Source organism: Polaromonas glacialis (assembly GCF_000709345.1).
Taxonomy (GTDB): domain Bacteria; phylum Pseudomonadota; class Gammaproteobacteria; order Burkholderiales; family Burkholderiaceae_C; genus Polaromonas; species Polaromonas glacialis.
The window spans coordinates 1,733,830-1,756,319 of the sequence record NZ_KL448323.1 but is presented as its reverse complement, the minus strand read 5'-3'; the positions used below and the strand labels follow the sequence as shown (position 1 = coordinate 1,756,319).

Here is a 22,490-nt window from a genome sequence, read left to right as displayed (position 1 = left end):
CGCCAACAGCTTCACGCTCTGCTTGATCGTTTCTTTTGTGCTTCAGACACTGCTGGCAGGTTTTTGCCCTTTTTCCTTAGTCAAGGCATGCAGCTAGCCAGGGAGACTAAAGGCGATTGGTAAAAGAGACGGTTGTTGATCTACAACCACTGGAGGCCAACCCCCTGCGCGCCTCCAGTGGGAGGATGATAAAAAGCGACGCGTGCAGCGCAAGCCAAGCCAAGCAGATGAGGCAGATCGACCAGATCAAGCAGAGTGTGAAGCTGTTGGCGAACGAGCGGTAGCACCAGCCAGTCTTTGACAACGCCACCAGCCCTCATATCCAGGTGCCCAGGGCCCAGCGAAGCGATGGCCCGAAAGAGCGCCCAGCTCATCCCCGTATTCAGGCAACTTTCTTTGGTGGGCTTTCTTTTTTGCCAGAAAAGAAAGTTACCCCCCGCCGGGAAGGCGCTCACCCCTCAAACCACAGAAGAAGCCACCAAAGCCAAAGAACAAGAACAGAAACAGAAACAGAAACCGCAGCGGTCAAATAGAAAGCGCAAATAGCTAAGTTTTTTTACGTGAAATAAGCCTTTTGCGCATAGGGCGCGTGCGTTAGCAGCTATTAATTCAGTAGTAGTCAACGTCCTGCATCCACCGCGTGGATTGATGCTATTGAATCTGTAGCTATAAACGCATAGCCATCAAGCGCAAATCATTGTTTTCGCCTGAAATCAAGGCCCGAGAAAGCCCGCAGGCAGTTGCGCCAGGTCGGCCGGCTCGTCGATGTCGTGCAGCAGCGGTCCGCGCCACACCTTCAGACCCAGCGCCGCCATGCGGGACAGCGTTTCGGCGGCGACGGTGGCGGTGCTCCATGGCATTCGGTCAAACAGCGTGGGGCAGGGCGACTTCAGCCCGATCAGCACATAGCCGCCGTCGGCCACCGGCACCAGCAGCGCATCATGCGTGGGCAACTGGCGGGCGGCTTCGCGGATCACGGCGGCCGTCAGCGCCGGGCAGTCGCTGCCCATGAGCAGCACCGGCCGGCCGTCATCGGCCGTCACGCGCCTCACCGCGCGGGCCATGCGTTCGCCCAGGTCGCCTTCGCCCTGGCCGGTGCGCAGCACCGCAGCGGGAATGGCGATTTTTTCCCAGGCCGGGTCGCCGGGCGGCGGGCTCATGCACAGTTCGACCGGGCCGATGCCTGCTTGCAGCGCCTGCGTCAAGGCGTGATCCAGCATGCGCCTGGCCAGCGCGGCCGCGCCCCTGGCGCCCAGGGCCGGAATCAGCCGTGTCTTGGCGGCGCCGGGATGCGGCGCCTTGGCGAAAACCACCAGCCGGGGCTGGCTCCGTGCCATGGCCGTCACCGGTATAGCGCGGCCAGCCGTTCGGGCGCCGCGCCGCGCCAGTAAGCCAGGCGCAGCCGCCACATCAGCAACACCGTGCGCCACACGCCGCGCGTTTCCCAGCGCCGGCCCGAGGTGACGACGCGCGCGCGCAGGCAGGCCGGGCGCGACAGCTTGAGCAGGCGCTTGGACATCTCGATGTCTTCCATCAGCGGCTGGGCCGGGAAGCCGCCCACGGCGTCGAATGCCACGCGGGTCATGAACAGCGCCTGGTCGCCGGTGGCGATGCCGGTCCAGCGCGAGCGGCGGTTCATGAACGCGGCGATCACGCGCAGCATCCATGACCTGCCTTCAATGTGAACGTCAAAACGGCCCCAGACCTGCGGGCCGTCGGCGAGTGCCTGGGCAATCAGCCGGTCGGCATCCAGAGGCAACCGCGTGTCGGCATGCAGGAACAGCAGCAGGTCGCCGCTGGCTTGATGCGCGCCGGCATTCATCTGCAGCGCGCGTCCGCGCGGGGCGTGGACCACCTGCGCGCCGCCGGCCTGCGCCAGCGCTGCGGTGTCATCCCGGCTGCCGCCATCGGCCACCAGCACTTGCGCGCCGCGCGCCGCCAGCGGCGCCAGTGCCTGCAGCGCAGTCGCCATGCCCGCCGCCTCGTTCAGCGCCGGCATGACCACGGACAGGCGGGCGGGCGTCATGGTGCGTTCAGTGGTCCAGCGCGCCGCCGCAGCTGCTGCCCTGGCCGGCGGTGCAGCCGTAGCAGTGGCCTGCCACGCGGATGGCCTGGTCGTCCAGGCGGGTTTTGATCAGGTCGCGCAGATGGCGCTTGAGCCCTGACGTGCCCAGCGGCAAGCCAAGCTGCTGGTTGAAGTCGCAGTCCGACAGCCAGCCCTGCCAGTCCACGCTGACGGTGCTGCGGCACATGACCCCGGCCAGGTTTTGCGGTTGGTAGCTGTTCCTGAGCAGGTCCATGTAGGCGTCAAACGAGCCCTTGGACACCAGCGTGGAGCCAAAGCGCTGGATCGGCATGTTGGTCAGCGCGAACAATTCGTTGAAGACGATGCCGAAGTGCGCCAGCAGCTCGCGCTTGTAGTCGGCCTGCAGCGCTTGTTGGTCAGGCGGCAGCGACGCGCCCTGCGGGTTGTAGACCAGGTTGAGCACCAGGCCGGAGCCTGGCAGCCCGTAGCCCAGCGCGTTGAGCTGCTTGAGCGCGGCAATGCTCAGGTCAAACACACCGTCGCCGCGCTGCTTGTCCACATTGGCGGCCGAGTAGCAGGGCATGGACGCGACCACCTCGACCCGCTGCTCGGCCAGGAATGCCGCCAGTCCGTCCTGGCCGGGTTCAAACAGGACCGTCAGGTTGCAGCGGTCAATCACGCGCACGCCTTGCGCCCTGGCAGATCGCACCAGGTCGCGAAAGCCTTGGTGCAGCTCGGGCGCGCCGCCGGTCAGGTCCAGCGTAGACAGGCTGCGCGCCGCCAGCACCTGCGGAATCAGGGCCAGGGTGGCCGCGTCCATCATCTCGGTGCGGTGGGGCCCGGCGTTGACGTGGCAGTGCAGGCAGCTCTGGTTGCACTTGTAGCCCAGGTTGACTTGCAGGGTATCCAGGCGCGCGCGGTCAATCGCCGGAAAGCGGATTTTTTTCAGCAGGGGAAGCGTGTCATGCATACATCAATAGGTCGCTGCGCGGCCAAAAAGTTCAGCCGAGCAGCGCGGCCAGGCGCGCACGAACCTCGGGTGCCATGGCATCGGGTTGGGTCACCAGCGCGTTTTTGAGCGCCGTGTGCGCGTCGCTCACGGGCTGGCTGGCGCCCAGCAGGCGAATCGCCTCGGCGGCCACCTGCTGCGCCCGGCCGGCATTCTTAAACAGGTTGGCCAGCGCCATGTCGGCGCTCACATGCGCCTCGCGCGGGTGCCAGCAGTCAAAGTCGGTCACCAGCGCCAGCGTGGTGTAGGCGATTTGCGCCTCTCTGGCCAGCTTGGCCTCGGGCATGTTGGTCATGCCGATCACGCCGCCGCCCATGCTGCGGTACCAATGGGATTCGGCACCGCTGGAAAACTGCGGGCCTTCGATGCAGACATAGGTGCCGCCTTCGTGCAGCGTCACGCCGTGGCCGGAGGGTTCTGCCGCCAGCACGTTGCGCACCGCGCGCGCCAGCACGCCAGCGGTTGCCGCGCAGACCGGCTGCGCCATCGACACATGGGCGACCGCGCCCGCGCCGAAAAAAGTGCTCTCGCGGCGTTTCGTCAGGTCGATGAACTGGTCGGGCAGCACCATGTCGAGCGGCTTGACATCTTCCTTCAAGGAACCGACGGCCGACACCGACAGCAGGTAGCGCACGCCGAGCTGCTTCATCGCGTGGATGTTGGCGCGGTAGGGCACCTCGAACGGCAGCAGCCGGTGGCCGCGCGCGTGCCGGGCCAGAAAAACCACCGGAACGCCATGCACGCGGCCGGTGACCAGCACGTCGGACGGCGCGCCAAACGGCGTGTCCATCACCTGCTCCTGCGCGTCTTCCAGCGCGTCCATCTGGTAAAGGCCGCTGCCTCCGATGATGCCGACCAATGCCTGGTTCATGCTGATGGGTTCTTTCTTGAAGTTAGACTGATTGACGGCTTCGGCCATGCCACTGGCCGTGAACGCTAGATTCTGGATGAATTCTGTAGAAAGCGGCGTTGCCCCTGGCTGAAGCCCTTTTGAAAATCATCTAGCCGGCATCCTGCCCCTGAGGCAGGTGGTGGAACTAAAGTGAGCTTGCAAACTTGCTTTAACCAACCAGGAGGCTGAGATGAAATACTGCGGAATTGACCTTCATTCGAACAATAGCGTGGTGTCGGTGCTCGACGAGCAAGATCACGTTGTGGCCGAGAAACGCTTACCCAATGATCTTGCAAAGATCATTGGGCTGATTAAACCTTGGCGGACAGAGTTGGCAGGGATCGTTGTCGAGTCCACCTTCAATTGGTACTGGCTGGTGGACGGGCTCAAAGAGGCGGGCTTCACGGTGTATCTAGCCCATACAACAGCGATCAGGAAATACGAAGGTCTCAAGCACAGCGGCGATGAAGCCGATGCACGCTACCTTGCGCATTTGCTGCGCCTGGGAATATTGCCGACAGGAACCATACTGGAACCCGAACACCGCGCGATACGCGATCTGGCCAGGAAACGCATGCAGTTGGTGCGCAGCCGTACCACGCACATCCTGGCAGTCGAAAACATCACGGCCCGTCAAAATGGTTCGCGCATTACAAGCAATCAGGTCAAGCAGCTGACAGCGCAGAAGGTTGATGCAATGCCGTTGGCTGCGGATGTGGCACTGGCAATCAAAACCAACGTGGCGGTGATCACGACTCTTTCCGAGCAGATTGACCTCCTAGAGAAGCGACTCCTGGCAGACATGAAGGCGCGTCCAGACTACACACTGCTCACCAGCGTGCCGGGTATTGGCAAAGTGCTGGCAACCACCATCCTGCTGGAGACAGGCCCGATTGATCGCTTCAAAGCTGCTGGCAACTTTGCGTCTTACGCGCGCTGCGTTGATAGCGTGCACACCAGCAACGGCAAGAAGAAGGGCCAAGGCAATACAAAGAATGGTAACAAGTACCTGGCCTGGGCGTTTGTGGAGGCTGCCGTCTATGCGATGCGTCTCAATGCTGAGGCGAAACGGTCCTACGAGAGAAAGAAGGCAAAGACCAACAATGTAGTTGCGATCAAGGCCCTTGCCCACAAATTGGCAAGGGCGTGCTATCACATGCTGAAGGAAGGCAGACCATTCGATGTGACGCGCTGCTTCGCATGATATTTGACGGTGGCCGTCAAGCCCGGGAATGCGACTGGAGTCACAGCCGATGGGTCTGAATGGGATGGCGTGCCACCGTCACCCGTTTGCAGTAAAGCGGATCGCCCGCAACGTGAGCCATCAATGGATTGGAGCCGATATGTCGGTAGCCACGGATCTGTGATCAACCATTGGACACGTTTCGGCACCAACGTTCTTCTGGGGCGGCCAAGCCGCCAGGGCGACAGGCAGTGTTACTGCCGCTCGCTTGATCCCGATGGGTGTCTGGTGCGATTCGTCGCAGCCATGAATTGAAGAAACGGACGCGGTTGGCAACTGTAAACAGCTTGAAAAAAAGGATGGATTGAAGACAGGCGGCTGGCGCCGCCATGAATTTTTATGTTCGCTTGACACCGACCGGCTAATGGGTGTCGTATTGGTCGGGGGACGGCGGTCTTTCTTACAGGGCGCTCGGCTTTTTTTTTGTAAGAATTACGGCGCCGGTCCAACTCAACCAGAAGAACAAACCCAAGGACCCCCGTGAATCCACGCAAACTTCTGATCGCCGCGCTGTTGCTGGCCGGCATCGCCGCTTTTTTTGTGCTGGACCTGGGCCGCTATTTCAGCCTGGCCTTCATCAAGGACAGCCAGGCCTCGTTCACGGTGCTGTTCAATGAACGGCCAGTGATGGTGACGCTGGTGTTTTTTGCAGTTTACGTGGCCGTCACGGCGCTGTCCCTGCCGGGTGCCGCCATTTTGACGCTGGCCGGCGGCGCCAGTTTTGGGCTGGTCTGGGGCACGGTGGTGGTGTCGCTGGCCTCGACCATCGGGGCCACGCTGGCCATGCTGGCGGCGCGCTATTTGCTGCGGGACGCGATTCAGGCGCGCTTTGGCCGGCGCCTGGACGAGGTCAACAAGGGCATTGAACGTGAAGGCGCGTTCTATCTTTTCTCGCTGCGGCTGATCCCGGTCGTGCCGTTTTTTGCGCTCAACCTGCTGATGGGCTTGACGCGCATCAGGACCTGGACTTACTTCTGGGTCAGCCAGCTGGGCATGTTCGCCGGCACCGTGGCCTATGTGAATGCGGGCACCCAGATCGCCAAAATCGACTCGCTGCAGTCGATTTTGTCCCCTGGGCTGATCGGCTCCTTCGTGCTGCTGGGCTTGCTGCCGCTGGCGGTCAGCAAGGTGCTGGGGTTTTTCAAGCGCCGCAAGGTCTATGCGCGCTGGAAGTCCGTGCGCCCGTCAAGTTTCGACCGCAACCTCATCGTGATTGGCGCCGGTGCGGGCGGGCTGGTGTCGGCCTACATCGCCGCCGTGGTCAAGGCCAGGGTGACGCTGGTTGAGGTACACAAGATGGGCGGCGACTGCCTGAACTACGGCTGCGTGCCGTCCAAGGCGCTGATCCGCAGCGCCAGGCTGGCGCACCAGATGCGGCACGGCGCCCAGTACGGTTTGAGCGACATCACACCGTCTTTCAGTTTCAAGGCCGTGATGCAGCGGGTGCATGACGTGATCAGCGCCATCGCGCCGCACGACAGCGTGGAGCGCTACAGCGGCCTGGGCGTCGAGGTGCTGCAGGGCCACGCCCGCATCGTCAACCCGTGGACGGTGGAGATTGCGCTGAACGGCGGCGGCACGCAGCGCTTGAGCACGCGCAGCATCGTGATTGCCGCCGGCGCCCGGCCTTTCGTGCCGCCGCTGCCGGGGCTGGACGATGTGGGCTATGTCACCAGCGACACGCTGTGGGACGCCTTTGCCCAGTTTGAGAGCGTGCCGCGCCGCCTGGTGGTGCTGGGCGGCGGGCCGATTGGCTGCGAACTGGCGCAGGCCTTTGCGCGGCTGGGCGCGCAGGTCACGCAGGTGGAAATGGCGCCGCGCCTGCTGGGGCGTGAGGACGAGGAAGTGTCTGAACTCGCCAGAGAGGCGCTGGCTGCCGACGGCGTGCAGGTGCTGACCAGCCACCAGGCGCTGCGCTGCGACAACGCGGGCGGCGTCAAAACCCTGGTCGTCGCGCACCAGGGCCTGGAAACGCGCATCGAGTTCGACCAGCTGATCTGCGCCGTCGGCCGCTCGGCGCGGCTGAGCGGCTACGGCCTGGAGGAACTCGGAATTTCCACCGAGCGCACGGTGCCGACCAACGACTATCTGCAGACGATCTACCCCAATATCTACGCGGCCGGCGATGTTGCCGGGCCTTACCAGCTGACGCATGTGGCGGCGCATCAGGCGTGGTACGCGGCGGTCAATGCGCTGTTTGGCGAGTTCAAGCTGTTCAAGGCCGATTATTCGGTGATTCCGTGGACCACCTTCATCGACCCGGAAGTCGCCCACGTCGGGCTGAACGAGCAGGAGGCAAAGGAAAAAGGCGTGGCCTTTGAGGTCACGAAATACAGCATCGACGACCTGGACCGCGCCATTGCCGACAGCGAGGCGCGCGGTTTCGTCAAGGTGCTGACCATGCCGGGCAAGGACAAAATCCTGGGTGTCACCATCGTCGGCACCCACGCCGGCGACCTGCTGGCCGAGTATGTTCTGGCCATGCGGCACGGGCTGGGGCTGAACAAGATACTCTCGACCCTGCACACTTACCCGACGCTGTCGGAAGCCAACAAGTATGCGGCCGGCGAATGGAAGCGGGCGCACCAGCCCCGGCGCTTGCTCGAATGGGTGCGCAAATACCACGACTGGAAACGAACCTGACCATGCGACTTCATCGCGCCACAAGGCGCTTGCCCTCTTTTCGTTGCACTATGCTTTTTATAGCTGCCAGCGCCCTGTGGCTGTGCGCAAACCCGGTATTTGCTGAAGATTCGGCAGTGGCGGCGACAGCGACAGCAGCGAATCTTCACCCTTTTTCGTCCGCCAGCGCTGCCGTGCCGCCGCCCCCCTGGCGCGTGGTCGGCCTGCCCAAGTCCACCAAGCCGCTGACCCGCTTCGAGATGGTGCCCCTCGACGGCCACCCGGTGCTGCGGGTGCAGACCGACCATTCCTATGCAAACCTGGTGCATGACCTGCACGACTTTGCGCTGGCACCTGGCGTGAAACTGCGCTGGCGCTGGCGCCTGGACCAGCCGCTGTACGGCACCGACCTGCGGCAGCGGGCTGGCGACGACACCCCGCTCAAGGTCTGCGCCCTGTTCGACATGCCGCTGGAGCAGCTCGGTTTCGTCGAGCGCAACCTGTTGCGCGCCGCCCGTTCGATGAGCGGCGAAAACCTGCCGGCCGCCACCCTGTGCTATGTCTGGGACGCCAGATTGCCGCCCGGAACCCTGCTTGACAACGCCTTCACGCACCGCATGCGCATGATCGTGGTGGACAGCGGCGAGCAGCATCTCGGCCAGTGGGTGGCGCACACGCAGGACCTGGCGGCCGACTTCCACCGCGCCTTCGGCAAGGAAGCGGCGACCCTGCCGCCCCTGCAGGGCTTGCTGGTGGGCGCCGACTCGGACAACACCGCCGGCCAGAGCCTGGGCTATGTCGGCGATGTCACGCTGTCGCCATGAGCCTGAAGCATCTGGCCCTGCTGGGCGCTGGCCATGCCCACGTGCATGTGCTGAACGGCCTGGCGCAGAGCCGGCCGGCCGACCTGAATATCACGGTCATCGCGCCTTATCCGCGCCAGCTTTATTCCGGCATGGTGCCGGGCTTTGTGGCGGGCCACTACGCGCTCGATGAGTGCGTGATTCCGCTCGAAGGGCTGCTGGCCCGCTGCGGCGCGCGCTACATCCCGAGCCGTGGCGTGGTCATGGATGCCGACGCAAAAACCGTCACCCTCGCCAATGGTGAAACCGTGGGCTACGACTGGCTGAGCCTGAACACCGGCCCGGTCATGGACCGCGAGAAGATCGAGGCGCAGATGCCGGGCGCCCGGGAGCATGCGCTGTTTGTGCGGCCCATCGAAGCCTTCGGCCAGCTCTGGCCCCGGGTGGCGGCGATGGCGCAGCAGCAAAAAATGCACCTGGCAGTGGTCGGCGCGGGCGCTGCGGGGCTGGAACTGGCCATGGCCGCTGCCCATGCGCTGGCAGGCCCGTCGTCCGCGCCGGGCAGCCGGGTGACGCTGCTGAGCGGCGCACAGGCGCCGGGCGCCAGTTACCCGGCCGGCGTGCAGCGGCGAATTGCCCGGGCCTTGCAGCGCCTGCGGATCGAAGTGCTGCCAGAAGCCTGCGTCGGCCTGGACGCGGGCGGCATCAAGCTGGGTAACGGCCGGCATCTAGCATGTGATTTGCCGCTGCTGGCCCTGGGCGCCCAGGCGCCGGCCTGGCTGGCCGGCAGCGGCCTGGCGCTGGACGAGGCCGGCTTTGTGGCGGTCAACGCCTTTCAGCAAAGCACCAGCCATCCGCCGGTGTTTGCCGCCGGCGACGTGGCCAGCCGCGTCGATGCGCCGCATGCGCGAAGCGGCGTGTACGCGGTGCGCGCCGGCCCGCCGCTGCTGGCCAACCTGCGCGCCGCCTGGCAGGGCCAGCCCCTTAAATCCTATCCGCCGCAACAGCGCACGCTCAACCTGCTGTCGTGCGGCAGTCGCCATGCGATTGCCGTGTGGGGCGGGCTCAGCGTCGAAGGCGCCTGGGTCTGGCGCTGGAAAGACCGCATCGACCGCCGGTTCGTGGCGGCCTACGCTGGGAGCCAATGAAAAAGAGCCAGCAAGCCCCCGGAAATGCGTGAATGCGCTAGCCCCAGCGAGGAAAGGCGTTCTTCAGGCCCGGATGCATGTGTCGATCCGGGTAATGACGAAAAAAGAGAAATTCTGCCGACCGGGCGACTGACACGCATTGTTACCCGCCCTTGTTAGGGCCGGCCTAATTTTTTTACAGTCTGGCGCCGCCAAATCCTCAAGGCTCTCCAGCTTGCCGCAGGTAGTTAGTTTGGACTTCGTAAGTCCTGTAACGCGCACTATTCGCTGTCCCCTGATGAGCCTGTCAGTCTGAAAATTTGCCTCAGACCTTGCGTTTGATGAGAAATTTTCAAAAAAATGGAGGGGGCCGTGCTTGCGACAGAACAAAAAGAAGGCGAACAAAATGTGGACCTACAGGCAGCCAACCCGTCTGTGCCGGTGGCGAAAACCACGGCATCCCTGGCCGCTACGGCACTCCTGGCCGCATGTGGCGGTGGCGGTGGCGCCGACAGTGGTCCCGTCAGCAGCGGGGAAACCAGCGCAGACGTGGCCAAGCCTGCGACAGCGGCCGAAATTGATGCCGCTCGCTTCCTGCAGCAGGCGCAGTTTTCATCGACCCAGGCAGAGATCACTGATGTCCTTCAAACCACGCAGGCCCGCTGGCTGAAGCGGCAGATGGATGCGCCGCAGGGGCAGACTGGCTGGGAATGGCTCGAAATGCGCGGCTACGGTTTGATGGATACCAACCGCTACTTCTCCACCACCTACCAGGCCGATTTCATGCTCTGGAACCAGCTGATGAGCGGCCCGGAGGCGATGCGCAAGCGGATGGCGCTGGCGCTGTCCGAACTGTTCGTGGTATCGCTCGATACCGCAGAATACAGCTGGCGCAGCCATGCCTTCGCCCACTACTGGGACACGCTGGTGAAAAATGCATTCGGCAACTTCCGACAGTTGCTCGAAGACGTGACGCTTCATCCGGCCATGGGCTACTACCTGAATACCAAGGGGAATCAGAAGGAAAACACAAGCAGCGGCCGGACACCCGACGAGAACTATGCGCGTGAGGTGATGCAGCTGTTCACCATCGGCCTGCACCAGCTCAACCCGGACGGCACCGAAAAGAGGGATGCTGGCGGCAACCCGATCGAGACCTATGCGCCGCCGGACGTGGCCGGCCTGGCGCGGGTGTTCACCGGCTATGACTTTGATCGCTCCGATGGGGTGCGCATCACCATCACCGGCCAGACCGCCACGGTCGAATCCAGGGACTTCGCCCGCAAGCCCATGTCCTTCGATGCCGGCAAGCATTCAAGCCTTGCGGCGACTTTTCTGGGTGTCACCGTCGAGGCCGGCACGTCAGGCCCGGAGGCGCTGAAAACCGCACTCGACACCTTGTTCAACCATCCCAACGCCGGGCCGTTTTTTGCCCGACAGATGATTCAGCGCCTGGTCACCAGCAATCCGAGCGCCGCTTATGTCGGCCGGGTTGCAGCCAGATTCAACCGCAACGACGCCGGAGTGCGCGGCGACCTGCGGACGGTGTGGACGGCCATACTGCTTGACCCCGAGGCACGCGGCGTCCCGGGCGTGGCGAATCCCGGTTTTGGCAAGCTGCGCGAGCCGATGCTGCGGCTGATCCAGTGGGCGCGCAGCTTCGGCGTGACTTCGGCTGCCGGCAGCTGGAAGATTTTCAACACCAGCAACCCGGCCACCCAGCTGGGCCAGAGCCCGCTGCGTGCGCCTTCGGTGTTCAACTTTTTCCGGCCTGGGTTCGTTCCGCCCAATACCATCATGGCGGCCGCCCAGGCGCCTGCGCCCGAGTTCCAGTTGGTCAACGAAACCACGGTGAGCGCCTACCTTAACTACATGCAGACGGTGATTCGCGGCGGCATCTCTTGCCCCAAGCCTGACGTGCCTGAGGCCGCCCTCGGCTCCGGCATTTACCAGCTGGATGTGAAGCCGGACTATGCCGGGGAGTTGGCGCTGGCTTCCAATGCCGCACTGGTGTCGCACCTTGGCCTGGTGCTATGTGCCGGTTCGCTGTTGCCGGCCACGCAAAACCTGATTGTTTCGGTGCTTAACGCCAGGCCCGTCACCTCGGACGGTAGCGATGCGCTAAAGCTTGATCGGGTTGCTGTCGCCGTGCTGATGGTGATGGCGTCGGCCGATTACCTGATCCAGAAATAAGGGAGGCGCCATGCATGTGATCCAGCCTGAAGACCACAGCCGCCGCGCCTTTTTGCGCCGCGCCGGTCAGCTTGCCCTGACCGGCGCGGCACTGCCGCTGGCGCTCAATCTTGCCGCCATGGGAGAGGCAGCTGCATTCGATGCCGCCGATTACAAAGCCCTGGTGTGCGTTTTCCTCTATGGCGGCAACGACTATGCCAACACAGTAGTGGCCTATGACGACCCGAGCTACGACGCCTACAGCGCCATCCGGGGCGGCGGCGCGGGCCAGACGGCCGGCGGCATCGCCCTGGGCAAGGCCAGCCTGGCGGCGACCCTGCTCAATCCGGTGACGCCCCTGGCGGGCGGGCGACAGTATGCGCTGCATCCGGAGATGGCCGGGCTGGCCGGCTTGTTCAACGACGGACGGGCGGCGGTGCAGCTCAACGTCGGGCCCCTGGTCACGCCCCTGACCCGTGCGCAGTACGGTAGCGCCAACCGCAAAGCCTATCCGTTGCCGCCCAAGCTGTTCTCGCATAACGACCAGCAGTCGGTCTGGCAGTCGTCCTCGCCCGAAGGCTCCCGGACGGGCTGGGGCGGCCACATCGGCGACCTGGCGCTTGCTTCCAATACCGGAAATTCCCTTCTGACCTGTATCACCGTGACCGGCAATGCCGTGTTCTTGTCGGGCGACACCGCCCTGGCTTACCGGGTGAGTACGCAAGGCGTGGTCAGGATTAACAGCCTGAGTGCTAGCGTTTACGGCTCCGGCGCGGCCCATCCTGCCATGCTCCATCTGGTGCAGCAAGCCCGCAGCCATGTGCTTGAAAATGAATACAACCGTGTGATGGCGCGCGCCATTGGCACACAAGACATCGTCACCAACGCACTGGCCGGTTTTCCAGCCGGCAATGCGCCGTTCAGCGGTTTTCCCGCGTCCAACGCCTTGTCCGACCAGCTCAAGATGGTGGCCCGCCTGATTGCGGCGCGCGGCAGCCTGGGACTGAAGCGGCAGGTGTTTTTTGTCTCGCTGGGCGGGTTTGACCTGCATGACCAGCTGGTTGCCCGGCAGTCCACCAACTTGGGCTTGGTCAGCGATGCGATGACGGCCTTCTATCATGCGACGCTGGCTCTGGGTATGGCCAGCCAGGTGACGGCTTTCACCGCCTCGGACTTCGGCCGCACGCTGACCTCCAATGGCGACGGCTCTGACCACGGCTGGGGCAGCCACCATTGGATGGTCGGCGGCGCCGTCAGGGGCAAGGCTTTTTACGGCACGCCGCCGCCGGTGAGCGTGGGCAACACCAGTGCTGCGCAGGACCAGTGGCATGTTGGCCAGGGCCGCCTGCTGCCCAGCACGTCGGTGGACCAATATGCCGCTACGCTGGCCAGATGGTTCGGCGTAGCCGATGCCGAACTAGAGGGCATCTTGCCCAATCTGAGAAATTTCGGCGCGGCGGCAGGCAGGCCGGATTACCCGGCCAATCTTGGGTTCATGGCTTAATGCAGGCCTGTGAAATAGGCTCGGCCTGCCTGGATGCAAGGTGGCCTTCTCAGTTTCCGGCGTCCCGGGCGTCAGGCGACACGATGCGGCTGACGCTCGGTGGTACCTCCTTGCCCATCTGCCGGGCGCGGAACAGGCTGGCGCGCATCAGGAAAATCGTCGGAATCGGCACGGTGATGGCGATGAACACCGCCGTCAGAAGCGGAAAAATGGCCAGTTCACCTTGCTGGACCGAGAAAAAAAGCACCGTGCCCCACATCACGCACCAGCAGCCCAGCGTGGCGATGATGGCCGGCACGTGGACGCGCTCGAAAAAAGTCGGCAGGCGCAGCAAGCTGAAAGAGCCCAGCAGCGCCACCGCAGCGCCCGCCAGCACCAGCGCGGCAACGACGATTTCCGCCCACAGCGGCAGGTCAGCGCTGGTGCCGCTCATTCAATCACCTCGCCGCGAAGCAAAAACTTGGCCATTGCCGTGGTGCTGACAAAGCCCAGTAGCGCAATCAGCAGCGCCGCCTCGAAATAATGCCGGTTGCCGTAGATCAGGCCCAGCACCAGCATCGCCAGCATGCCGTTTATGACCATGCAGTCCAGCGCCAGCACCCGGTCCTGCGCGGCTGGCCCCTGGACCAGCCGGACCATCGTGCAAAGCATGGCCAGCACCAGCATGAACAGGGCCAGCGGCAGGGCCCAGGAAAGAATTGGGTTCATGACTCAAAAATCTCCATCAATGGGCGCTCATAGCGCGTTTTGATCTGCGCGGCCATCGCGCAGGCATCATCGACTTCCAGCGCATGCAGCAGCAAGGTGGCGCGGTCCAGCGACAGCTCGGCCCACGCCGTGCCGGGCGTCAGGCAGACAATCATGGCCAGCATCGCCAGCCCGTTCGGGTCGCGCATGTCCAGCGGCACATGCACAAAGCCCGGCGGATGGCGACGGCTGCCCGGCCTGAGCAGCAAACGGATCACCGCGATGTTCGAGCGCACCGAGTCGCCAGCCACCGTGAGCAGCAGGCGCAGCGCCACGCCCGGCCTGCGGATGCGCACCGGCACCGGCCGCAGCCCGGCGGTCAGCAAGGGAATCGCCAGCGCCAGGATGAGCGCCAGCAGCAGGTGGCCCACGCCCAGCGTGCGGTTCAGCAGCAGCCACAGCACGAACAGCGCGGCCGACAGCAGCGGCGCGGGCAGGATTTTTTTCATGGCATCTCCTGGGCAGGTTCGATCCGTGGCGCCTGCGGCCCCGGTATCGGACGGGCGGACATGACCGCCCGCACATAAAGTGCTGGCGTGTGCAGCGCATCGGCGGTGGCCTGCATGTAGCGCATGACCGGTCCGGCCTGCAGCGTCAGCAGCACGCAGGCGCCCAGCAAAAAAGCGATGGGCAGGCCTTCAAGCACGCGCAACTGCAGCGAAGCCCGGTCGTAGGTGGCCCAGAAATGCAGGATTCCGGCGCGCGTCAGCGCAATCAAGGCCAGCAGGCCGGTGCCAATCAGGAGCGCCAGCAGCAACCAGCCGGCCGCGCCTGGCGGCTGGCCGCTTGAGAGGCCCAGCCCGGAAGGATTGAGCAAGGCCGTCAGCATCGCAAACTTTCCGACAAAGCCCGACAGCGGCGGCAGGCCGGCAATCACCAGCGTGCAGGCCATGAAGGCCAGGCCCAGCAGGGCCACGGCGGCGGGAATCACCCGGCCGGTGAGCACTTCCTCGTCGTCGTCCAGGTTCAGCCCCTTAACGGGCATCAGCTCGGCGGTCAGGAAGGGCGCATCGGCGTGGTCATAGGGCGCCAGGCTGGCGCCGTCGTTGCGCCAGCGGTCCATCAGGTCGGCGAGCAGGAACAGCGCGCTGATGGCCAGCGTGGAACTGGGCAGGTAATACAGCAGTCCGGCCGTCAGCAGGGGCTGGCCAAATCCGGCCGCTGCCAGCAAGGTGCCTGACGAGACAATCGCGCCGAACCCGGCCAGGTAGCCCAGCCGCTGCGAACCCAGCATGCCGATGGCGCCAAACACCATCGTCAGCAGGCCGCCGCCGATCAGCCACAGGCTGCCGAACTGCGCCGAAGTGCCGGCGTCAAGGCCGAACAGCAGCAGCCACAGCCGCAGGATCACATAGATGCCGACCTTGGTCATGAGGGCGAACAGCGCTCCGACCGGCGCCGTCGCCGCGCTGTAGGCCGGCACCAGCCAGAAGTTCAGCGGCCAGACCGCCGCCTTGATCAGGAAGGCCGTGGCGAGAATGCCGGCCGCCGCATGCAGCAGGCCCCGGTCGGCCTCTGCCACCCGTGGAGTGCCTTGCGCCAGGTCGGCCATGTTCAGCGTACCGGTGATGCCGTACAGCATCGACGCGCCGATCAGGAACAGCGACGACGCGGCCAGGTTGATGGCGATGAAGTGCAGCCCCGTCTGCACCCGCGCGCGCCCCGAGCCATGCAGCAGCAGGCCGTAGGAGGCGGCCAGCATGATCTCGAAAAACACGAACAGGTTGAACAGGTCGGCCGTCAGGAAGGCGCCGCACAGGCCCATGAGCTGGAGCTGGAACAGCGGGTGAAAGTGAACGCCCGCGCGGTGCCAGCGGGCGGCGGCAAACACGCTTGACGCCAGCGCGATGGTGCCGGTCAGCACCAACATCATGGCCGAAAGGCGGTCCAGCGCCAGCACGATGCCGTATGGCGCCGGCCAGTTGCCCGCCAGGTAGACGTCCATGGTCGAGGCCGGGCCCTGCTGGTCGGCCCAGCCCAGCAGCGCCACTGCTACGCCCAGCCCCAGCAGGGTCGAGGCCATGTTCAGCGTCAGCTTGGCGCGCTGCTTGTCTTCGCCCATCAGCAGCATGAGCGCGGCCGTGAGCAGCGGCAGCAAGATGGGCGCCAGCATCAGGTGCGGCATCAGCGGCGCGATGACTTCGTTCAGCGCACTTATCGCACGCATTGCACTCATTGCAGTTCCTGGGCGTCGTCGGCCTTGCTGCCGTCCACATGGTCGGTGCCCGACATGCCGCGCGAGGCCAGCAGCACCACGAGGAACAGCGCCGTCATGGCAAAGCCGATGACAATCGCCGTCAGCGTCAAGGCCTGCGGCATCGGGTCGGCATAGTGCAGCAGTTCCTGCGGCACGCCCGGCGTGAGCAGTGGCGCCTTGCCCAGCGCCAGGCCCAGCCGGCCCATGCTGAAGATGAACAGGTTGACCGCGTACGACAGCAGCGCCAGGCCCATGATCACCTGGAAGGTGCGCGGGCGCAGCAGCAGCCACACGCCCGAGCCGGTCAGCACGCCAATGGCAAGGGCCAGAACGATTTCCATCAGTGGGTTTCCAATGCAGCAGGCAAGGCCGCGGCCTCGCGGGTTTCCTCGGCCATCCGGGCGTGGTGGCGATGGCCGCGCACCGACTGGTGGGCAATCGACGTCAGGATCATCAGCGTCGAGCCCACCACCAGGGCAAACACGCCGAGGTCGAAAAATATCGCGCTGGCCACATGAATTTCACCGATCAGCGGCAGGTCCCAGTGGGCCGTGTGGCTGGTCAAAAACGGATAGCCCCAGGCCAGCGAAGCCAGTCCGGTGGCCAGCACGGTCAGCAGTCCCAGGGCCATCCAGCGGCGCAGCCGCAGCGGCATGTGGGCCTCGACCCAGTGGGTGCCCGAGATGATGTACTGCAGCAGCAGCGCCACCGACAGCACCAGCCCGGCCACGAAGCCGCCGCCCGGCTCGTTGTGCCCGCGCATGAAGAAAAAGATCGACACCATGACGGCCACCGGCAGCAGCAGCCGGGCCAGCACCGCCGGCACCATCAGGTAGCCGATGGCCGTATCAAGCGCCTGGCGCGGGTTGAGCAGGTCGGTGGCCAGGTCGGCGGGCAGGGCGCGCTGCTGTTCGGGCAGGTCCATGGTTTCGAGGGCCGGGCGAAAGCGCCTCAGCAGCGCGTAGACCGTGAGCGCGACGATGCTAAGGACGACGATTTCGCCGAAGGTGTCAAAGCCGCGAAAGTCCACCAGCATGACGTTGACCACGTTGCTGCCACCGCCTTCGGTCAGCGCGCGCTCCAGGAAGAAGGTCGAGGTGCTTTCGGGAAAAGGCCGGCTCATCATCGCCCAGGCCAGCAGCGCCATGCCGGTGCCCGCGCCCACGGACAGCAGCAGGTCGCTCAGCCGGCGCCAGCGCGTGCCGCGCCGCTCGGCCCGGCTCGGCAGCCGCAGGCTTTCATGGCGCTTGGGCAGCCAGCGCAGCCCCAGCAGGATCAGCACGGTGGTGACGATTTCCACCACCAGCTGCGTCAGCGCCAGGTCGGGAGCGGAAAACCATAAAAAGGTGATGCAGGCGCAGAGCCCGGCCGCGCCCATCAGCGCGAGCGCGGCCATGCGGTGGTATTTGGCCTGCCAGGCGGCGCCGACCGCGCAGACCGCGCCGACGGCCCAAAGCAGGGCGAAGGCCGGCGACAGGGCCAGCGACGCCCGCTCGCCGACATACAGCCCACGCGTCCACAAGGGCAGGACGCCCGCCACCAGCGTGGCGCTGACCAGCCACAGCATCTGCCACTGCAGGCGATGGGTCCCCAGCATCCGCCGACCCTTGCGGCCCGCCAGCGTCAGCAGGGCCAGCGCGGCGTCAAACAGGCGCTTGCCGTTGAGCCGGTGCATCAGGACGGGCGCGTCCACCTGGCCGAGCGAACGGTAGTGGCGCAGCAGCAGGTACATCGCGATGCCGCCCAGCATGGCCACGATGCTCATCAGCAAGGGCGTGTTGACGCCATGCCAGACGGCCAGGCTGTAGAGGGGCAACTCGCCGCCCACCACCGGTCGCGCCGCCGCCTGCAGGAAGCGCCCCACCGTCCATTCGGGGAACACACCCACGACCAGGCAGGCCAGCACCAGCAGCTCGACCGGCACGCGCATCCAGTGCGGCGGTTCGTGGGGCTGGCGCGGCAGGTCGGTGGCCGGCGGGCCAAAAAAAACATCGACCGTGAAGCGCAGCGAATACGCCACGCTGAACATGCCGGCCAGCGTGGCGGCTACCGGTAGCAGCAGTGAGATGACGGGCGAAGCCTCGATGAACACCGTTTCGGCAAAGAACATTTCCTTGGACAAAAAGCCGTTGAGCAGCGGCACGCCGGCCATCGCCGCGCTGGCCACCATCGCCAGCGTGGCGGTCACCGGCATGAGGGTGCGCAGGCCAGAGAGCCGCCGGATGTCGCGCGTTCCGGTTTCATGGTCCAGGATGCCGGCGGCCATGAACAGCGACGCCTTGAACGTCGCATGGTTCATGATGTGGAACACCGCCGCGACCGCCGCCAGCGGGCTGTTCAGGCCCAGCAGCAGGGTGATCAGGCCCAGGTGCGAAATCGTCGAATAGGCGAGCAGGCCCTTCAGGTCGTGCTGGAACATCGCCGCGTAGCCGCCGATCAGCAGCGTGATCAGGCCGGCGCCGCCGACCAGCCAGAACCACGGCTCGGTCCCGCCCAGCACCGGCCACATGCGGGCCAGGAGGAACACGCCGGCCTTGACCATGGTGGCCGAATGCAGATAGGCCGACACGGGCGTCGGCGCGGCCATGGCGTGCGGCAGCCAGAAGTGGAACGGGAACTGCGCGCTCTTGGTCAGCGCGCCCAGCAGCACCAGCACCAAGCAGGTCAGGTACAGCGGATGCGCCTGAATCTGCGGCCCGGTGGCCAGCACCGCATCCAGGTCGTAGCTGCCGACGATGTGGCCGATCACCAGCATGCCGGCCAGCATGCACAGCCCGCCGGTGCCGGTCACGGTCAAGGCCATGCGGGCGCCGCGTCGCGCGTCCTTGCGGTGGTGCCAGTAGCCGATCAGCAGAAAGGAAAAAAGGCTGGTCAGTTCCCAGAAAAAGGCCAGCTGGATCAGGTTGCCCGACAGCACGATGCCGACCATCGAGCCCATGAAGGCCAGGAAAAAGGCAAAAAAGCGCGGCACCGGGTCGCTCGGCGACATGTAGTAGCGCGCGTACAGCACCACCAGCGAGCCGATGCCCAGCACCAGCATGCAGAACATCCACGCAAAGCCGTCCAGACGGATCACCAGGTCCAGGCCCAGGTCCGGCAGCCATGCAATCTCCTGCCGTAACACGCCGCCATTGGCGATCTGCGGAAAGTACAGCGCTGCCTGCACGGTGCAGAACAGGGCGATCAGGCCCGCAAGCGTCGATTCGGTATTGCGCGCATTGGCCGGCAAGACCGCCGCCAGCAGGCTGCCGATGAACGGAAGAAGGATAAGGGTGACGAGGGGCATGCCCGGATGATTCTACGGGCGGGGTTTTGGTGCCGGTCCGAAGTGGGTATATGCTATTAAACTAATAGCTAGTTGCGCAAGCTGAATGTGCGCAAAAGGCTGTTTTGGCTTAAAACCGTAGCTACTACCGCTTTCGATTTGACCGCTGCGGTTTCTGTTTCTGTTTTTTGGTTTTTGTTGCTTCTTCTGTGGATTGAGGGGTGAGCGCCTTCCCGGCGGGGGGTAACTTTCTTTTCTGGCAAAAAAGAAAGCCCACCAAAGAAAGTGGCTCTGTCACTGTTAGATGTGGAATTTTTTTTCCAGAGGCGTAGAGTTCATAGCGAACCGTGAAGGAGGTTAGCCATGAACGCCGAGACTTTCAATGCGTTGATGAACCAACAGGTGCCCCGGCTCACGCTGCGCCAGCGTGAACTGCTCAAAAAGCGTCTGGATGAACTCGATGAGCAGCAAAAAGGGCTGGCCGTCATTGAGTCGTCCAGCGCGACTGAGCCGCGCTGCTGCCCACACTGCCAAGGCAGCGAGCTTTACCGGCATGGCCACGTCAGTGGGTTGCAGCGCTACCGCTGCCGGACATGCCACCGCACGTTCAATGCCCTGACGGGCACCGCGCTGGCGCGGCTGCGCAAGAAGGGCAAGTGGTTCGGTTTTAGTCAAGCCCTGGCCGCCTCCCTCACCCTTCGCCGGGCCGCTACTGCCCTGCAGGTTCACCGAAACACGGCGCTGCGCTGGCGCCATCGCTTTCTCAGCGGCCTCAAGGCAGACCGCGCGACAACGCTGCAAGGTATTACCGAGGCCGACGAGACCTATATCCTGGAGTCGCGCAAGGGCTGTCGCAAGCTGGACCGCCCGCCTCGCCGTCGCGGCAGCAAGGCGAGAAAAGCGGGCCTGTCCGGTGAACTGGTCTGCGTTTTGGTGGCTCGGGACCGTGCCGGACAGACGCTGGACTGGGTGATGGGACGCGGGCAGATGACAAAAGCCGCACTGGCCGGCGCACTGCAGCCCGTGCTGGCCAAGGATGCGCTGCTGGTGAGCGATGGCAACCGGACCTACTGCGGCTTTGCGCACGACGCGCACCTGGCGCACGAGGCGGTCAATCTGAACGCAGGCGTGCGCGTCAACGGCGCCATCCATGTCCAGAATGTCAACGCCTATCACGGCCGTCTCAAACAGTGGCTGCACCGCTTTCACGGCGTTGCCACGGGCTATCTGGACAACTACCTGGGCTGGTTTCGCGCCCTGGACAGCCACCATGGCGACTCTGGGCAAGCTGTCTTGGCGATGGCCTTGGGAAAATTTCCACATTTAACAGTGACATAGCCAAGAAAGTTGCCTTGGGAAGCGGGAGCGGGTTGGAGCTGAACGCTCCGACGGGCCATCGCTTCGCTGGGCCCTGGGTTCTTTGATCAGCAGCCGGTGGCGATGGCTGTCACTGGCTGGTTCTACCGCTCGTTCGCCAACAGCTTCACGCTCTGCTTGATCGGTTCTTTTGGGCTTCAAGCACTGCTGGAAGTTTCTTGGCTTTTTACTTGGTCAAGGCAGGCAAGACTGACAGCAAACAGTGAAAAGAACAGTGGTTATTCCAAAGCCACCGGCTCACCAGCCCGCACCCGGCAGGTGAAAGAGCAAAAAAAAGGCGCAGCCACAATCGAAAGCAACGCGCGCAGCGCCAGCCAGGTAGAACAAGTAGATCAAGCAGAGCGTGAAGCTGTTGGCGAACGAACGGTAGAACCAGCCAGCCATAGGCATTGGCGACTGGCTGCCGATCAAAGAACCCAGGGCCCAGCGAAGCGATGGCCCGTCGGAGCGTTCAGCTCCAACCCGCTCCCGCTTCCCAAGGCAACTTTCTTGGCTATGTCACTGTTAAATGTGGAAATTTTCCCAAGGCCATCGCCAAGACAGCTTGCCCAGAGTCGCCATGGTGGCTGTCCAGGGCGCGAAACCAGCCCAGGTAGTTGTCCAGATAGCCCGTGGCAACGCCGTGAAAGCGGTGCAGCCACTGTTTGAGACGGCCGTGATAGGCGTTGACATTCTGGACATGGATGGCGCCGTTGACGCGCACGCCTGCGTTCAGATTGACCGCCTCGTGCGCCAGGTGCGCGTCGTGCGCAAAGCCGCAGTAGGTCCGGTTGCCATCGCTCACCAGCAGCGCATCCTTGGCCAGCACGGGCTGCAGTGCGCCGGCCAGTGCGGCTTTTGTCATCTGCCCGCGTCCCATCACCCAGTCCAGCGTCTGTCCGGCACGGTCCCGAGCCACCAAAACGCAGACCAGTTCACCGGACAGGCCCGCTTTTCTCGCCTTGCTGCCGCGACGGCGAGGCGGGCGGTCCAGCTTGCGACAGCCCTTGCGCGACTCCAGGATATAGGTCTCGTCGGCCTCGGTAATACCTTGCAGCGTTGTCGCGCGGTCTGCCTTGAGGCCGCTGAGAAAGCGATGGCGCCAGCGCAGCGCCGTGTTTCGGTGAACCTGCAGGGCAGTAGCGGCCCGGCGAAGGGTGAGGGAGGCGGCCAGGGCTTGACTAAAACCGAACCACTTGCCCTTCTTGCGCAGCCGCGCCAGCGCGGTGCCCGTCAGGGCATTGAACGTGCGGTGGCATGTCCGGCAGCGGTAGCGCTGCAACCCACTGACGTGGCCATGCCGGTAAAGCTCGCTGCCTTGGCAGTGTGGGCAGCAGCGCGGCTCAGTCGCGCTGGACGACTCAATGACGGCCAGCCCTTTTTGCTGCTCATCGAGTTCATCCAGACGCTTTTTGAGCAGTTCACGCTGGCGCAGCGTGAGCCGGGGCACCTGTTGGTTCATCAACGCATTGAAAGTCTCGGCGTTCATGGCTAACCTCCTTCACGGTTCGCTATGAACTCTACGCC

18 protein-coding genes are annotated in these 22,490 nt (G+C 64.3%); 7 read left to right on the top strand and 11 right to left on the bottom strand.

Going from position 1 to position 22,490, the window contains the following annotated elements:
• Positions 1-713 precede the first annotated feature (713 nt).
• The 4 genes from EC86_RS0108700 to mtnP are packed head-to-tail and all read right to left on the bottom strand — an operon-like array spanning position 714 to position 3,906.
• Positions 714-1,337, bottom strand: a complete 624-nt coding sequence (locus EC86_RS0108700; RefSeq protein WP_029525274.1) for a TIGR04282 family arsenosugar biosynthesis glycosyltransferase — start codon at positions 1,335-1,337, stop codon at positions 714-716.
• Between the two features lie 5 nt (positions 1,338-1,342).
• Positions 1,343-2,026, bottom strand: a complete 684-nt coding sequence (locus EC86_RS0108695) for a TIGR04283 family arsenosugar biosynthesis glycosyltransferase (RefSeq protein ID WP_029525273.1) — start codon at positions 2,024-2,026, stop codon at positions 1,343-1,345.
• Positions 2,027-2,033: 7 nt separating this feature from the next.
• On the bottom strand, positions 2,034-2,996 hold the full coding sequence (arsS, locus tag EC86_RS0108690; protein WP_029525272.1) for an arsenosugar biosynthesis radical SAM (seleno)protein ArsS: 963 nt from the start codon (positions 2,994-2,996) through the stop codon (positions 2,034-2,036).
• Between the two features lie 31 nt (positions 2,997-3,027).
• Complete coding sequence (gene mtnP / locus EC86_RS0108685) at positions 3,028-3,906, bottom strand: S-methyl-5'-thioadenosine phosphorylase (protein ID WP_029525271.1); 879 nt, start codon at positions 3,904-3,906, stop codon at positions 3,028-3,030.
• 211 nt (positions 3,907-4,117) lie between these two features.
• Between mtnP and EC86_RS0108680 the strand changes: the two genes are divergently transcribed.
• The 6 genes from EC86_RS0108680 to EC86_RS0108655 all read left to right on the top strand — a co-directional run bounded on the left by EC86_RS0108680 (position 4,118) and on the right by EC86_RS0108655 (position 13,398).
• Positions 4,118-5,131 (top strand): IS110 family RNA-guided transposase, encoded by a 1,014-nt coding sequence (locus EC86_RS0108680; RefSeq protein ID WP_029525270.1) that lies wholly within the window; start codon positions 4,118-4,120, stop codon positions 5,129-5,131.
• A gap of 519 nt (positions 5,132-5,650) precedes the next feature.
• Positions 5,651-7,813, top strand: a complete 2,163-nt coding sequence (locus tag EC86_RS0108675; protein ID WP_029525269.1) for an FAD-dependent oxidoreductase — start codon at positions 5,651-5,653, stop codon at positions 7,811-7,813.
• A gap of 173 nt (positions 7,814-7,986) precedes the next feature.
• Positions 7,987-8,616 (top strand): DUF3047 domain-containing protein, encoded by a 630-nt coding sequence (locus tag EC86_RS26015; protein ID WP_232229843.1) that lies wholly within the window; start codon positions 7,987-7,989, stop codon positions 8,614-8,616.
• On the top strand, positions 8,613-9,743 hold the full coding sequence (locus EC86_RS0108665) for an FAD-dependent oxidoreductase (protein WP_051675793.1): 1,131 nt from the start codon (positions 8,613-8,615) through the stop codon (positions 9,741-9,743). Before EC86_RS26015 ends, EC86_RS0108665 begins: the two co-directional genes overlap by 4 nt.
• Before the next feature lie 351 nt (positions 9,744-10,094).
• On the top strand, positions 10,095-11,915 hold the full coding sequence (locus EC86_RS0108660) for a DUF1800 domain-containing protein (RefSeq protein ID WP_029525266.1): 1,821 nt from the start codon (positions 10,095-10,097) through the stop codon (positions 11,913-11,915).
• A 10-nt stretch (positions 11,916-11,925) separates the two neighbouring features.
• Complete coding sequence (locus EC86_RS0108655; protein WP_029525265.1) at positions 11,926-13,398, top strand: DUF1501 domain-containing protein; 1,473 nt, start codon at positions 11,926-11,928, stop codon at positions 13,396-13,398.
• A 49-nt stretch (positions 13,399-13,447) separates the two neighbouring features.
• Here the strand turns inward: EC86_RS0108655 and EC86_RS0108650 are convergent, their stop codons facing one another.
• From EC86_RS0108650 to EC86_RS0108625, 6 genes are read right to left on the bottom strand one after another with little or no spacing between them, the layout of a single operon-like run.
• The gene (locus EC86_RS0108650; protein WP_029525264.1) at positions 13,448-13,831 is read right to left on the bottom strand and encodes a monovalent cation/H(+) antiporter subunit G; all 384 of its coding nucleotides are present in this window, start codon (positions 13,829-13,831) and stop codon (positions 13,448-13,450) included.
• Positions 13,828-14,106, bottom strand: coding sequence for a K+/H+ antiporter subunit F (locus EC86_RS0108645; protein ID WP_029525263.1), 279 nt, complete (start codon positions 14,104-14,106; stop codon positions 13,828-13,830). Before EC86_RS0108645 ends, EC86_RS0108650 begins: the two co-directional genes overlap by 4 nt.
• Positions 14,103-14,594, bottom strand: a complete 492-nt coding sequence (locus EC86_RS0108640) for a Na+/H+ antiporter subunit E (RefSeq protein WP_029525262.1) — start codon at positions 14,592-14,594, stop codon at positions 14,103-14,105. Before EC86_RS0108640 ends, EC86_RS0108645 begins: the two co-directional genes overlap by 4 nt.
• Positions 14,591-16,312: a monovalent cation/H+ antiporter subunit D gene (locus tag EC86_RS0108635; RefSeq protein WP_198026840.1), complete on the bottom strand. Its 1,722-nt coding sequence runs from the start codon at positions 16,310-16,312 to the stop codon at positions 14,591-14,593. The genes EC86_RS0108640 and EC86_RS0108635 overlap by 4 nt, the downstream gene beginning before the upstream one ends.
• Positions 16,313-16,317: 5 nt before the next feature.
• Entirely contained in the window at positions 16,318-16,683 is a 366-nt protein-coding gene (locus EC86_RS0108630) for a Na+/H+ antiporter subunit C (protein WP_029525260.1), read from the bottom strand.
• Positions 16,683-19,628, bottom strand: coding sequence for a monovalent cation/H+ antiporter subunit A (locus EC86_RS0108625; protein ID WP_029525259.1), 2,946 nt, complete (start codon positions 19,626-19,628; stop codon positions 16,683-16,685). Before EC86_RS0108625 ends, EC86_RS0108630 begins: the two co-directional genes overlap by 1 nt.
• Before the next feature lie 342 nt (positions 19,629-19,970).
• Between EC86_RS0108625 and EC86_RS0108620 the strand changes: the two genes are divergently transcribed.
• Entirely contained in the window at positions 19,971-20,945 is a 975-nt protein-coding gene (locus EC86_RS0108620) for an IS1595 family transposase (protein WP_029524292.1), read from the top strand.
• Between the two features lie 532 nt (positions 20,946-21,477).
• Here EC86_RS0108620 and EC86_RS0108610 read toward each other — a convergent pair.
• Positions 21,478-22,452: an IS1595 family transposase gene (locus EC86_RS0108610; protein WP_029524292.1), complete on the bottom strand. Its 975-nt coding sequence runs from the start codon at positions 22,450-22,452 to the stop codon at positions 21,478-21,480.
• Between the last annotated feature and the right edge of the window lie 38 nt (positions 22,453-22,490).